At 52.0% G+C, this 14,532-nt stretch carries 9 protein-coding genes and 1 other RNA gene; 6 read left to right on the forward strand and 4 right to left on the reverse strand.

The annotated features are described in order from the left end of the window. Positions 1-39: 39 nt before the first annotated feature. Both menI and ydiJ read right to left on the reverse strand, forming a co-directional pair. Positions 40-456 carry a 1,4-dihydroxy-2-naphthoyl-CoA hydrolase gene (gene menI / locus H4F65_RS04610; protein ID WP_010276356.1) on the reverse strand — a complete coding sequence of 139 codons (417 nt, stop codon included), beginning with the start codon at positions 454-456 and terminating at the stop codon, positions 40-42. Then, entirely contained in the window at positions 456-3,509 is a 3,054-nt protein-coding gene (gene ydiJ, locus H4F65_RS04615) for a D-2-hydroxyglutarate dehydrogenase YdiJ (protein WP_010276353.1), read from the reverse strand. Before ydiJ ends, menI begins: the two co-directional genes overlap by 1 nt. A gap of 295 nt (positions 3,510-3,804) precedes the next feature. Between ydiJ and ydiK the strand changes: the two genes are divergently transcribed. From ydiK to apbE, 3 genes are all read left to right on the forward strand, one after another. Next, on the forward strand, positions 3,805-4,914 hold the full coding sequence (gene ydiK / locus H4F65_RS04620) for an AI-2E family transporter YdiK (protein WP_010276350.1): 1,110 nt from the start codon (positions 3,805-3,807) through the stop codon (positions 4,912-4,914). A gap of 324 nt (positions 4,915-5,238) precedes the next feature. Further along, positions 5,239-5,350, forward strand: an RNA gene (rprA, locus tag H4F65_RS04625) — antisense sRNA RprA. A 90-nt stretch (positions 5,351-5,440) separates the two neighbouring features. Beyond that, positions 5,441-6,487 (forward strand): FAD:protein FMN transferase ApbE, encoded by a 1,047-nt coding sequence (apbE, locus tag H4F65_RS04630; protein ID WP_039319791.1) that lies wholly within the window; start codon positions 5,441-5,443, stop codon positions 6,485-6,487. A gap of 172 nt (positions 6,488-6,659) precedes the next feature. Here the strand turns inward: apbE and ppsA are convergent, their stop codons facing one another. Beyond that, entirely contained in the window at positions 6,660-9,038 is a 2,379-nt protein-coding gene (ppsA, locus tag H4F65_RS04635) for a phosphoenolpyruvate synthase (protein ID WP_010276342.1), read from the reverse strand. A 300-nt stretch (positions 9,039-9,338) separates the two neighbouring features. Between ppsA and ppsR the strand changes: the two genes are divergently transcribed. The 3 genes from ppsR to H4F65_RS04650 all read left to right on the forward strand — a co-directional run bounded on the left by ppsR (position 9,339) and on the right by H4F65_RS04650 (position 13,593). Next, the gene (gene ppsR / locus H4F65_RS04640; protein WP_010276338.1) at positions 9,339-10,160 is read left to right on the forward strand and encodes a posphoenolpyruvate synthetase regulatory kinase/phosphorylase PpsR; all 822 of its coding nucleotides are present in this window, start codon (positions 9,339-9,341) and stop codon (positions 10,158-10,160) included. Between the two features lie 203 nt (positions 10,161-10,363). After that, positions 10,364-11,410: a 3-deoxy-7-phosphoheptulonate synthase gene (locus tag H4F65_RS04645; RefSeq protein ID WP_010276335.1), complete on the forward strand. Its 1,047-nt coding sequence runs from the start codon at positions 10,364-10,366 to the stop codon at positions 11,408-11,410. 482 nt (positions 11,411-11,892) lie between these two features. After that, complete coding sequence (locus H4F65_RS04650; RefSeq protein ID WP_172645006.1) at positions 11,893-13,593, forward strand: glycoside hydrolase family 13 protein; 1,701 nt, start codon at positions 11,893-11,895, stop codon at positions 13,591-13,593. Positions 13,594-13,633: 40 nt separating this feature from the next. Here H4F65_RS04650 and H4F65_RS04655 read toward each other — a convergent pair whose 3' ends face one another. Further along, positions 13,634-14,347 (reverse strand): GntR family transcriptional regulator, encoded by a 714-nt coding sequence (locus tag H4F65_RS04655; RefSeq protein ID WP_010276328.1) that lies wholly within the window; start codon positions 14,345-14,347, stop codon positions 13,634-13,636. Positions 14,348-14,532: the final 185 nt, after the last annotated feature.

A 14,532-nucleotide genomic window follows, 5' to 3' on the forward strand; every position in this document is an offset into this window, starting at 1 on the left:
AAACCAGACCCGCCAGCAATCTGGTTTCGTGCTTCATGCTTACGGCGTAATGACCGACGTCGTCAGACGTGAAATGCAGCACAGGCGATTCTGATTATCAAAAATCTCAATCTGCCACACCTGGCTACGGCGGCCAACGTGAAGCGCCCGGCATACGCCCCGCACTTCTCCTTCACGCACGGCTCGCAGATGGTTAGCATTGATTTCAAGCCCCACTACCTGCTGATCGCCTTCAGAACACAGATAGCCCGCGACGGAACCCAGCGATTCCGCAAGCACGACGGACGCACCGCCGTGCAATAAGCCAAATGGCTGACGCGTGCGAGAATCCACTGGCATCACCGCTTCCAGATAATCCTCCGCGATATGGGTATAGCGGATACCGACATGGCCCACCATACACGTTTGACTCGGTTCGTTAAGTTGCTCAAGCGTAACCTGTCGTTTCCATAGCATCAGATAATCTCCAGCAAGGCCTGTAGCGGATGGCGCAATGCGCTGCCCTCCATGCGTTTCACCTGACTGCGACACGAATAGCCGGTAGTCAGACAGCGTTTCTGCGGTAACTTCTGCAACACCTGCTGCCAGGACAGTGCATAGATTCCCTGCGAGTTGACGAGGTTCTTGGTTTCATGCCCGTAGGTTCCCGCCATGCCGCAGCAGCCGACGCTGACATTCTCCAGTTTGGCACCAAAGCGCGAGAAAATGTCGGACCACTGTTTCGTGCTGATCGGCAGCGCCGTGGTTTCCGTACAGTGACCCAGCAGATACCAGGATTCGCCAGTGGCAGGCTGCGGCGTGCTGTCTGCCAATGCCGTCACCAGCCATTCATGCACCAGCTGCACCTGGAAATCGCCCCGTTTCTCGCCCAAAATTTCACGGTATTCGTCGCGATAGCACAGCACCAGCGCCGGATCGACGCCCACCATCGGCATCCCTAATTTAGCGACACGGTTCAGGAAATCTGCCGTCTTCGAGGCCGTTTTGGCAAAGCGTTGCAGGAAGCCTTTAATGTGTTGCGCCTTCCCGTTCGGCGAGAACGGCAACAGCACCGGTTTCAGCTTCAGCTTTTCGATCAGATGGACGAAATCTGCCACCACTTGCGCATCGTAATAGCTGGTAAACGGATCCTGCACGATCAACACGTACTGCTGGCGCGCCGCTTCCGGCAACTGTTCCAGCTGTTCCAGCGTGGTGTTAACGCCGCTATGTCCGGCAAACTGCTGGCGCAGCGACGGCGATGACAGCAGGGGCAAATCGACCATACCGATCTGGCTGCGGCTCAGGTTATTCAGCAGCGGCATTTTCAGGAAGAAGTTAAACGTCTTCGGGCTGCGCGCCATCAGTGGCGCATAGCTTTCGACACCGGCGACCAGATAGTCACGCACCGGACGCAGATAGCGTGTGTGGTAAAGTTGCAGGAAGCGAGAGCGGAAACCGGGCACGTCAATCTTGATAGGACATTGCGTTGAGCACGCTTTACACGCCAGACAGCCCGACATCGCGTCTTTGACTTCGTGCGAGAAATCGTAATCGCCTTGCTTTGCCTGCCAGGTATTGCGGGTCTTCTGGATAAAGGCGCGCAGGCTCAGCTTCTGCTGCGGCAACGCGTTCTCCAACGCGACGGGATCGACGCCCTGCTCCGCCAGCAGACGTAACCATTCACGCACCAGCGTCGCACGGCCTTTCGGGGAATGAATACGGTTGCCGCTGATTTTCATCGACGGGCACATTGGGCTACGGGCATCAAAGTTAAAGCACAGACCATTGCCGTTACATTCCATCGCGCCACGGAACGCCGTACGCACCGTCAGCGGGATCGTGCGATCGTACGTGCCGCGCTTGACCGCATCGACTTTCATCATCGGTGCATCCACATCCAGCGGCGCACAAATCTTCCCGGGATTAAGTCGGTTATCAGGATCGAACGCGGCTTTAATACGGCGCAGCTCGGCATACAGTTCCGGCCCAAAGAATTCGGGGCTGTACTCAGCGCGGAAGCCTTTACCGTGCTCTCCCCACAGCAGACCGCCATATTTGGCCGTCAGCGCGACAATCTGGTCAGAAAGCTGTTTCATCAGCATTTCCTGTTGCGGATCGCACATGTCCAGCGCCGGACGAACGTGCAGGACTCCAGCGTCGACGTGGCCGAACATGCCATACGTCAGATTATGGCTGTCTAACAGCGCACGAAACTCTTCGATGTAATCGGCCAGATGCTGTGGCGGCACACAGGTATCTTCCGCGAACGGAATGGGCTTCGCCTGCCCTTTGCTATTGCCCAGCAGCCCGACGGCTTTTTTCCGCATGGCATAAATACGTTCGATACCAGCCAGATCGTTACAGGTTTGGTAGCCAATTACCCCACCTTCTCCGTTTGCCAGCAGCGTATCCAGCCGCTGACAGAGCGCGTCGACCTGCCCGTTAATCAGCGCTTCATCATCACCCGCGAATTCAACGATATTCAGACCGAGCATTTCCTGATTAGGCACATCGGTAATCAGTTCGCTAACGGAATGCCAGACGATATCTTCGCGAGCCAGGTTTAAAACTTTGGAATCCACGGTTTCAACGGACAGCGCCTTCGCTTCCACCATGAACGGCGCATTGCGCAACGCGGAGTTGAAGGAGTCGTATTTGATATTGACCAGACGGCGGCTCTTCGGCAGCGGCGTGATATCGAGCTTCGCTTCGGTGATAAACGCCAGCGTGCCTTCCGCCCCAGTCAGAATACGCGTTAGATCAAAGGTACGGAGATCGTCGCTGAACACATGACGCAGGTCATAACCCGTCAGAAAACGATTCAGCTTAGGGAACTTATCGATAATCAACGCGCGCTGTTCGCGACAGCGGTGCAGCACCGTATGGTAAATACGGCCGATGGCAGAATCTTCTAACGCCAGTTTCTCTGCCAGCTCTACCGGCATCGCCTGCGTATCCAGCATTTCTCCGCCCAGCAGGACAGCACGCAGCCCCAGCACATGGTCTGAGGTTTTCCCGTACACCAGCGAACCCTGTCCTGATGCATCGGTATTGATCATGCCGCCCAGCGTCGCTCGGTTACTGGTCGACAGCTCGGGTGCGAAGAAGTAACCATAAGGCTTCAGGTACTGGTTAAGCTGATCTTTAATGACGCCCGCTTCGACGCGCACCCAGCCTTGCTCAGGATTGATCTCCAGAATGCGGTTCATATAACGCGACATATCGACCACGATGCCGCGATTCAGCGCCTGCCCGTTCGTTCCTGTCCCGCCACCGCGTGGAGTAAAGGTTAGCCCTGAAAAACGCGCCTCGCCCGCCAGCCGCGAGAGAATCGCGACATCGGCGGTTGAACGGGGGAAAACCACCGCATCCGGCAAAAGTTGATAGATGCTGTTATCCGTTGCCATCGTCAGACGATCGGCATAATTGGTCGCCGTATCGCCCGTGAATCCATTTTTCTTCAATGCTTCCAGAAAATTAAGCACCGGCTGAACCAGCCCGGGAGATTGCGTGATCTGTGGGATCATTATTTTTTGACCCTGTCCGTACATGATGTGTTTGCCAATATGTCGTGATATGCCTGTGAAGAGCCCGATATAGCCGTTCTGTCATCGGGGACATCACGTTTTATCACATTTCGCAATCGTGTGCGCTCCCGGATCGGCAAAAACATACAGCGTGTTGGCTAATGGCCGTTTCACCAACAAAATGTTCAATAGGCTGTCAAAACCCCCGGAAATATCTCATGATGACGGATGACTACATGGTTTCACCCAAGCAACCTCGCCTAAGCCCTTTCTTTTGCTATTGAGGAATGATTCATTGAGCAAATATTCCCAGCCACCACGATTTGATCTGGCCAGAATCCTGTTCAGTCTGGTGTTTATTACCATCATGATTATTGCCTGTTTTTGGGTGGTACAGCCTTTTATTCTGGGATTCGCCTGGGCGTGTATGGTGGTCATTGCCACCTGGCCACTGCTGATTAAATTTCAGGCGCTATTGTGGGGGAGACGTTCTCTGGCCGTGCTCGTGATGACGCTGCTGCTCATCCTGCTATTTATTGTCCCGATTGCCGTTCTTGTCAGCAGCGTGGTGGAGAACAGTTCGGCGCTAATGAGTTGGGGAGCCAGACAGGAAAACTTTTCGCCGCCAACGCTGGAGTGGCTGACGTCCATTCCTTTAGTCGGTGAGAAATTGTTCAACAGCTGGCAGGCGCTGTTACAAAGCGGCGGCAGCGGTTTGTTCGCCAAGGTGCAACCCTATTTTGGTAAAACTGCAACCTGGCTGGTTGCACAAGCGGCGCATGTTGGGCGTTTTCTGATGCACTGTTCCCTGATGCTTATTTTCAGCGCCCTGCTCTATTACAAGGGTGAGGCCGTCGCGAAAGCTGTGCGACATTTCGCTATCCGGCTGGGACAGGAGCGCGGCGATGCCGCGGTGATTCTGGCCGCGCAGTCAATTCGCGCCGTCGCGCTAGGCGTGGTGGTAACGGCCATCGTGCAATCGGTATTAGGCGGAATTGGTCTGGGGCTGTCTGGGATTCCTTATACCACGCTATTAACCGTTCTGATGTTTCTGTGTTGTCTGGCACAGTTAGGGCCGCTTCCGGTATTGATTCCTGCCATTATCTGGCTGTATTGGACGGGCGATAACACCTGGGGCACCATTTTGCTGGTCTGGAGCTGCGTCGTTGGCACCATCGATAACGTTATCCGCCCGGTATTAATCAAAATGGGTGCCGATCTTCCTATGTTGTTGATTCTGTCCGGCGTGATTGGCGGATTGCTGGCGTTTGGCATGATAGGGATATTTATTGGCCCGGTCGTCCTCGCCGTTTCCTATCGTCTGCTGTTTGCCTGGATGCGTGAAATACCTGAACCGCAAAACATCCTTTCCGTTAATGCGTCTAACACGCCAGATAAAGAGTAAAACCGACAGTCACCGTTTTCTCTTCCCGTGGGCGGTACGCCGCCCACGCATTCCCTCTCTCGCATCGCTTCTTCGGCACTATTTTCGTGTACGGTTTGGGCACTATTTCTCGGCGCTATCATTCCCTTACTTTTTCAATAGGTAAAAATACCTAATGATTAACCCTCTATTCTTAGGGATTAGTCCTAAAAATTTTGATATCATTTCTCTAATACATCAATATTATTGACAATGTAAAAACCCTGAGAGAAAAATCCTTAAAAGATAATTAACTATTAGGATGATTCTTAATGACTGAATAGGGCATAATCCATAGGATAAATACCGGAGCTAGTATTAACCTACTGTTTGTCAATGAGGTTTCCTCCTCGTCAGAGTTAGTAACGAATTGCTGTGTGTAGTCTTTGCCCATCCCCTGAGATGGGCATTTTTTTTCCTTTCATTTGTCTTCCATTCAATTACGCTTCATCCCTTTTTTGTTACTCTCCTGTCTGCCTACCCTCAGTTCAGTTTTTCAGGAGTTTTTATGATGTCTCTTGCCGCAAAGAGATTGCTACTCTGTGGCTTATTCGGCCTTCTGACAGCCTGCGATAATCCAACGCCGACGACACAGCGCCCTTTGTTGACCATTGAAGGCAAAACCATGGGCACGTTTTACAGCGTAAAAATTAGCGGTGACGTCTCCGAAGACAAACAGCAGCTGCAACGGGAAATCGATGTTCTGCTGGAGCAGGCCAATGACGATATTTCCACCTACCGTGATGATTCAGTCCTGTCGCGTTTTAATCAGTACCGAGGAACGGATCCCCAGCCTATCAGCAATGGCATGGCAGATATTATTCTGGCCGCGCTGCGTATCGGTAAAGCCACGCACGGTGCGATGGATATCACCGTCGGCCCGTTGGTTAATCTCTGGGGATTCGGCCCGCAGAAGCAGCCGACGCGAATTCCCAGCCAACAGCAGATCGATGTAGCGCGACAAAACGTTGGGCTGCGTCACCTGAAGCTGATCGGTGACGAAAAAGGAGAATGGATTCAGAAAGATCTCCCGGATTTGTATGTCGATCTCTCCACGCTGGGCGAAGGGTACGGCGCAGACGTTCTCGCGCAGTTAATGACGCGTAAAGGAATCACCAATTATCTGGTTTCCGTCGGTGGCGCGGTTTCCAGCCGTGGGGTGAACGCTGAGGGTACGCCGTGGCGCGTGGCGATACAGAAACCCACTGACCAGGAAAATGCAGCACAGGCGGCGGTAAATTTGCAGGGGTATGCGATCAGTACTTCCGGCAGCTACCGGAATTATTTTGAAGAGGACAGCAAGCGCTATTCTCACGTTATCGATCCCGAGACGGGCAGACCGATTACCCATCAGCTGGTTTCTGCGACCGTGATTGCACCGACCGCGCTGGAAGCGGATGGCTGGGATACCGGTTTGATGGTGTTGGGAACAGAAAAGGCATTGAAACTGGCAGAACAGCAGGGGCTAGCGGTTTATCTGATTACCAAAACGGATAAGGGCTTTAGCGCGGTAATGACGCCACAGTTTAAATCCTTCCTGATTGCGGCACCGTAAGAAACGCCAAAACCAACGGCAACCCCATCGCGATGAGATCGAGATACACGGGGCGACCACGAAGTGAGGCATCCCTGCGGGAACCTCATCTCCGTGTTTCCCCTAAAATCTGACATCGTCGGTTACCATGACGCCCGGCAGTCACCGGGCGTCATAGCATTCGCCGTACTAATTACTTGTGCTCAGCCAGATTCAGCCAGGTTTGCACCACGGTATCTGGGTTAAGAGACAGGCTATCGATGCCCTGCTCCATCAGCCAGAGCGCGAAATCTTCGTGATCTGACGGGCCCTGACCGCAAATACCGACATATTTGCCCTGTTTCTTGGCAGCCTTGATCGCCATCGACAGCAGCGCCTTCACCGCATCGTTACGTTCATCAAACAGCGACGATACCACGCCAGAGTCGCGATCCAGACCCAGCGCGAGCTGCGTCATGTCGTTTGAGCCGATAGAGAAACCATCAAAGTGTTGCAGGAATTCATCGGCCAACAGCGCGTTGGACGGAATTTCGCACATCATGATGATTTTCAGGCCGTCTTCGCCACGGCGCAGACCTTGATTCGCCAGTTCAGCCACCACCGCTTCCGCTTGTGCCACGGTACGAACGAATGGGATCATGATCTCGACGTTCTTTAGTCCCATCACGTTACGTACACGTTTGACTGCTTCACATTCCAGCGCAAAACAGGCTTTGAAGTCTGGCGACACGTAGCGACCCGCACCGCGGAAGCCCAGCATCGGGTTCTCTTCTTCCGGTTCATAACGCTCGCCACCGACCAGATTGGCGTATTCGTTGGATTTAAAATCGGACAGGCGGACGATAACGCGCTTCGGCGAGAATGCGGCTGCCAGCGTCGCGATTCCTTCCGTCAGACGACCGACGTAGAACTCCACCGGATCGTCGAAGCCCTGCATCAGCGTCTTGATCTCACGTTGTACCTCAGGGGCTTGCTGGTCGAATTCCAGCAGCGCACGCGGGTGCACGCCAATCATGCGGTTGATGATGAATTCCAGACGCGCCAGACCGACGCCATCGTTTGGCAGGCAGGCAAAATCAAATGCGCGATCGGGGTTGCCCACATTCATCATGATTTTCAGCGGCAGTGCCGGCATTTCATCAATCTGCGAACTCTTCACGGAGAAATCCAGCAGATCCTGATACACGTAGCCCGTGTCGCCTTCCGCACAGGAGACGGTCACTTTCTGCCCTTTGCGTAAACGCTCGGTTGCATCACCGCAGCCTACGACGGCCGGAATGCCCAGTTCGCGGGCGATAATCGCCGCGTGACAGGTGCGTCCGCCGCGATTGGTGACAATCGCCGCCGCTTTCTTCATGATCGGTTCCCAGTCCGGGTCGGTCATGTCGGTTACCAATACGTCGCCTGCATTGATCAGGTGCATCTCGCTGATGTCCTGAATCACTTTCACTTCGCCCGCACCAATGCGGTGGCCGATCGCACGGCCTTCCACCAGCACCGTACCGCTGGCCGGCAGGTGGTAACGCTCCATCACCTGACCGTTGGAACGAACCGTTTCCGGGCGCGCCTGCACAATATAAAGCTTGCCGGTGTGACCGTCTTTCGCCCACTCGATGTCCATCGGACGACCGTAGTGTTTCTCAATCAGCAGCGCCTGACGCGCCAGCGCCTGCACTTCATCATCCGTCAGGCTGAAACGCGTCGTTTGTTCTGCTGGCACATCTTCAATCCGCACCTGCTTGCCATGTTCTTGGCTCGCGGCATATACCATACGGATTTTTTTCGATCCCATATTACGGCGCACAATCGCAGGTTTGTTGTTCTGCAACGTTGGCTTGTGAACATAGAACTCGTCCGGGTTCACCGCGCCCTGTACCACCATTTCACCCAAGCCGTAAGCCGATGTAATGAACACTACCTGATCAAAGCCGGATTCGGTATCAATGGTAAACATCACGCCCGCAGAGGCCAGATCGGACCGCACCATGCGCTGCACGCCCGCCGACAGCGCCACGCCACGGTGGTCATACCCCTGATGTACGCGATAGGAGATCGCACGATCGTTAAACAGCGATGCAAATACGTGCTTCACAGCCACCATCACGGCATCAATGCCCTGCACGTTCAGGAAGGTTTCCTGCTGACCGGCAAAGGACGCATCCGGCATATCTTCTGCCGTAGCGGAAGAACGCACGGCAAACGAGGCGTCTTTCTCACCGTCGGCCAGTTGCTGGTAGGCGTCACTGATTGCCTTCTCCAGCTCCGGCTGGAATGGCGTATCAATAATCCACTGGCGGATCTGCGTACCGGCGTTCGCCAGTTGACTCAGATCGTCAATGTCGGTGCGATCGAGCAGCTCATAAATGCGCTGGTTAATCCCGCTTTGATTAAGAAAATCATTAAACGCCTGCGCCGTTGTCGCAAAGCCGTTGGGAACGGCTACGCCCAATTCTGAAAGGTTGGTGATCATTTCACCCAGAGAGGCATTCTTGCCTCCCACCCTTTCAACGTCGTGCATACCGAGCTGGTTATACCAAAGGACATTACGCAAATCAGGGCCGTTATTGGACATCGAAAATAATCCTTTCTGCATACAATTAGGGTATGGAAGAGTTCGGTTGAGAATCGCCTCAACGCAATCAGGTTAGCATAGCGTTTTGATGAACATGGACAGGTGAATCGATCAACCTATGAAAAAAAACTGATTTCACGGCGAATGATTGCTTAACGCAGTAAAAATCCAATATCGTAGAAGATTAGTATTCTTTATCATGAAGATAATGAAATGGCGTTTTAATAAAAGTATTCTTGAAACGCAATTTTTGACGAGGTTAACGTGTTCGAGCTATCGGAAATATCACGAGGGGGTTATGTGGAAAGAAGCGTATTTTATGTCTCGGACGGTACGGCCATTACGGCAGAAGTGCTGGGCCATGCGGTGCTGTCCCAGTTCCCTGTGAACACGGTTAGCTATACCTTACCTTTCGTGGAAAGTGAAGCACGCGCCAAAGCGGTGTGCGAGCAAATTAATACGTTGTATCAGCAAACCGGTGTGCGTCCGCTGGTGTTTTATTCCATCGTCACGCCAACCGTACGTAACATTATTACCAGTAGCGAAGGGTTTTGCCAGGATATCGTACAGGCGCTGGTTGCCCCCTTGCAGGAAGAATTGAACACGCCGCCGACACCGATTGCCAACCGCACTCACGGTTTGACGGCCAATAACCTGAGTAAATACGACGCCCGTATCGCCGCCATCGACTATACGCTGGCGCACGATGACGGCATCTCGCTGCGCAATCTCGATCAGGCACAGGTTATTCTGCTGGGCGTGTCGCGCTGTGGTAAAACGCCGACCAGCCTGTATCTGGCGATGCAATTCGGCATTCGCGCCGCCAACTATCCTTTTATTGCCGATGATATGGATAATCTGCGCCTGCCCGACGCGTTGAAGCCTTTCCAGCACAAGCTATTCGGGCTCACCATTGATGCCGAACGGCTGGCGGCCATTCGGGAAGAGCGCCGGGGCAACAGTCGCTATGCGTCGTTACGCCAGTGCCGCATGGAACTCAGTGAAGTGGAAGCGCTATTTCGCAAACACCAGATTAAATATCTCAATACCACCAATTATTCCGTTGAGGAAATTTCCGCCAAAATCATCGACATTCTTGGCATGAGTCGAAGAATGTACTAGTACATGATAGATTTTTTATCCTGATGCGGTTGTAATGTGCGCCAGTTCGTTTATTGTGTGCTCCATCACTTCCCGGCATTTCGCCGCTGCGAAGCAACCTTTTAGTCGGAAACATAGCCTGAAAACGCTGTCTGAAAACACTGTTATGTCCATACATTTCAGTGAAGGCAGGTTTTCGGCTTGACCGTATTCAGAGATAAAACATGCTGCAAACAGATGAACTGCGGAGCACGCGCATCGAGAGTCTGGTTACGCCTCAAACGTTACTCGCCAGACTCCCAATTACCCCTGCCGTTGCCGAAAATGTCACCTCGTCACGCCAGAAAATTGAAGCCATCCTAACCGGTCAAGATCCCCGCCTGCTCGTCGTGGTTGGTCCTTGTTCGATCCATGACACCGATAGCGCGTTAGATTATGCACGCCGTCTGGCTGCGCTACGCACGCAGTATCAGGATCGACTGGAAATCGTCATGCGCACCTATTTTGAAAAACCGCGCACGGTGGTGGGCTGGAAGGGACTCATTTCCGATCCCGCGCTCAATGGAACGTTTCAGGTGAATGAAGGGCTGGAAATTGCGCGCCGCCTGCTGCTGAACGTCAATCAGCTTGGCTTGCCGACCGCGACAGAATTCCTCGATATGGTCACCGGCCAATATATTGCCGATTTGATTAGCTGGGGTGCGATTGGCGCGAGAACTACCGAAAGCCAGATCCACCGGGAAATGGCCTCTGCGCTGTCCTGCCCTGTCGGCTTCAAGAACGGCACGGACGGTAATACACGCATCGCCGTCGATGCCATTCGTGCCGCTCGCGCCCAGCATATGTTTCTCTCGCCGGATAAGCAGGGCTTCATGTCGGTCTACAAAACGCAGGGCAACCCGTTCGGCCACATTATTATGCGTGGCGGGAAAAAACCGAACTACCATGTGGAAGATATCGCCGCGGCCTGCGCTCACCTGCGTGAATTCTCGCTGCCCGAACATCTGGTGATCGATTTCAGTCATGCCAACTGTCAGAAACAACATCGCCGCCAGCTCGACGTCGCCGATGATATCTGTCAGCAAATTCGCACCGGTTCACGCGCCATCGCGGGCATCATGGCGGAAAGTTTCTTAATCGAAGGCAACCAGCCGGCGATCAATCCTCTGGCATTAACGTATGGACAATCCATTACCGATCCTTGCCTGAGCTGGCAGGACACCGAAATGCTGCTGGCGCGTCTGGCGGACGCCGTCGACAGCCGATTCTAGGTCTAATCACTCCCCAGTGGTGCACCGCCATTGGGGATAGCTAGAGTATGTCATTCGCTCCGACGATTTCACGACATAATAACCTTCCCCTATTTTATCTAATGAATAATATAGTGATATTAGTTTCCACGCTTATTTTTTCGCAGAAAAATAACGTGTGGACGTAGTATCCCCTCTGAAAACTATAAGTTGACCATATAAAATCACTGAGTAAAGTTGTTAATAGGATCCAGAATAGGATTCATTATTTATATTTATTTACCCATGCACGACAAGGCTATTCTTATTTCTGTACAGCAGCCTACTGGTGATATGGCATGGCTGTTTTCACGCAGCCAAATTATAATTATTGAATATGTGGTTTACTTACTATGACGATACTAACAACTCGAATTACGCTCAGTGCAATGCTGGCGGCAGGATTATCATTTTCAGCCGTTAATTACGCTGCAACAGATCATAATCAACAAGATACACAGGCGATGATAGCCGTTAATGATGGCGTTTCTGCGCATCCAGTGTGGTGGAAAGAAGCCGTGTTCTATCAGGTTTATCCCCGCTCATTCAAAGACAGTGACGGTGACGGGATTGGCGATCTGAAAGGGCTGACTGAAAAGCTCGATTATTTAAAAGCGCTCGGCATTAATGCCATCTGGATTAATCCCCATTATGATTCGCCGAATACCGATAACGGCTATGATATTCGTGATTATCGCAAGATAATGAAAGAATATGGCACAATGGATGACTTCGACCGACTCATTGCAGAAATGAAAAAGCGTGATATGCGATTAATGATCGATGTTGTCGTTAATCACACCAGCAATGAGCATGAATGGTTTGTCGAAAGTAAAAAATCAAAAGACAATCCTTATCGCGACTATTATATTTGGCGCGATGGCAAAGATGGCACACCGCCTAATAATTACCCCTCTTTCTTCGGCGGTTCAGCCTGGCAGAAAGATAACGCAACACAGCAATATTATCTGCACTATTTTGGCGTACAGCAACCCGATCTGAATTGGGATAATCCCAAAGTTCGTGAAGAAGTGTACGACATGCTGCGTTTCTGGATTGATAAAGGCGTTTCTGGGCTGCGTATGGATACCGTGGCTACTTTTTCCAAGAATCCTGCTTTCCCCGACCTGACGCCAAAGCAACTGCAAAACTTTGCCTACACCTACACGCAGGGCCCTAATCTGCACCGTTATATTCAGGAAATGCACCAGAAGGTGCTGGCGAAATATGACGTTGTTTCCGCAGGTGAAATTTTCGGCGTACCGCTGGAGGAAGCGGCCCCGTTTATCGATCAGCGCCGTAAAGAACTCGATATGGCCTTCTCATTCGATCTTATCCGTCTCGATCGCGCCGTAGAGGAAAGATGGCGGCGGAATGACTGGACGCTGTCCCAGTTCCGTCAGATCAACAATCGACTGGTCGACATGGCCGGGCAACATGGCTGGAATACCTTCTTCCTGAGCAACCATGACAACCCGCGTGCGGTATCACACTTCGGTGACGATCGCCCCGAGTGGCGAACCCGTTCTGCTAAGGCGCTGGCGACGTTGGCATTAACGCAGCGCGCAACTCCGTTTATCTATCAAGGGGACGAATTGGGCATGACCAACTACCCGTTTACATCCTTGTCTGAATTCGATGACATTGAAGTTAAAGGCTTCTGGCAGGACTTTGTAGAGACCGGAAAAGTGAAACCTGATGTCTTCCTGGAAAACGTGAAACAAACCAGCCGTGATAACAGTCGCACACCGTTCCAATGGAGCAATACGCCACAGGCAGGCTTTACTACAGGCACTCCCTGGTTCCGTATTAACCCCAACTACAAGAACATCAATGCAGAGGAGCAAACGCAAAACCCGGACTCCATCTTCCATTTCTATCGTCAACTGATCGCATTACGTCATGCCACGCCGGCGTTCACCTATGGAACTTATCGGGATCTCGATCCGAATAATAACGAGGTATTTGCTTATACTCGTGAACTCAACCAGCAACGTTATCTGGTTGTGGTGAACTTTAAAGAGAAACCCGTGCATTACGTTCTGCCGAAAACACTTTCCATCAAACAGCCTTTACTGGAAAGCGGACAAAAAGACAAAGTAGAACCAAACGCGACGACGCTTGAGTTACAGCCGTGGCAATCTGGTATTTATCAGCTGAACTAATCGGTACGCCCGCACGTCGCACCCCGGCGAGCGGGCGAATTTACAGCGAAAGCTTATTACGCTGCATATAAAAGCTAACCTGATAATCATGTACGTTATAAATCATAATCGAAAAGTCGAGATACGCGCCTTCAACCGACTGCGATAGAGAGGTCATTTGTAGCAACGGCGCCCCCTCGCTCACACTCAATAAACGCGCCACCGACACATCAGCCAAAATCGGCGAGAAAACCTCGTAGCAACCGGCAATCTCAATATGTTTTTCGTCCTCGATATAAGCGAACTTCGATCCCTGCAAATGCTTTACCGACAGCTCAGGAAAGGGAGCAACCGGTAAATAGCTGTCTTCCAACATACAGGATTTACCGTCCACGTAGCGAATACGTCGGGCAAAGTAGATCTTTTCATCTGTCCGAAGCCGCAACTGTCGGGCAATCGCTGGCGGCGCGGGGATAATACGAAAATCCACGACGTCATTCGTCGTCGTACGACCAATCAAACGCATATGTTCGGCAAAACTGTTCAGCGCATGACTCTCATGCTGGACATCTTTTTGCAGAATATAGGTTCCACTCCCGTGCCGACGATCCAATAACCCTTCCGCCACCAGCAACTCTAGCGCTTTACGCACGGTCATCCGCGAAACGGAGAATTCTTTCGCCAGATACTTCTCCGCTGGCAACACCTCACCAACGCGAAATTCTGCCGAATTAATGCGTGAACGAATCTGTTCGGCAATAAATTTATAGATCACTTTTAGACCTCCCTTTCCTCTTTCCGATGCCATAAGATTCACCTGACATCCTTAATTTTTATTTCCTAATCATAGTATTACGTTTCTCTCACCGCCAACGCTCTCCTGCACAGAATAAACAGGTCTGCAAGACGGCCAAAAGCTATACCTCTTCCCGCGCGCCAACTTGTTGATTGAGTTCACAA

It is taken from the genome of Pectobacterium brasiliense (assembly GCF_016950255.1).
In the GTDB taxonomy this organism is placed as follows: Bacteria; Pseudomonadota; Gammaproteobacteria; order Enterobacterales; family Enterobacteriaceae; genus Pectobacterium; species Pectobacterium brasiliense.

Excerpts from the sequence above, each read along its gene's own strand:
- menI (WP_010276356.1), bottom strand. The coding sequence starts at position 456 with ATGCTATGGAAACGACAGGTTACGCTTGAGCAACTTAACGAACCGAGT.
- H4F65_RS04645 (WP_010276335.1), top strand. The coding sequence starts at position 10,364 with ATGCTGCAAACAGATGAACTGCGGAGCACGCGCATCGAGAGTCTGGTT.
- ppsA (WP_010276342.1), bottom strand. The coding sequence starts at position 9,038 with ATGTCCAATAACGGCCCTGATTTGCGTAATGTCCTTTGGTATAACCAG.
- ydiJ (WP_010276353.1), bottom strand. The coding sequence starts at position 3,509 with ATGATCCCACAGATCACGCAATCTCCCGGGCTGGTTCAGCCGGTGCTT.
- apbE (WP_039319791.1), top strand. The coding sequence starts at position 5,441 with ATGATGTCTCTTGCCGCAAAGAGATTGCTACTCTGTGGCTTATTCGGC.
- H4F65_RS04650 (WP_172645006.1), top strand. The coding sequence starts at position 11,893 with ATGATAGCCGTTAATGATGGCGTTTCTGCGCATCCAGTGTGGTGGAAA.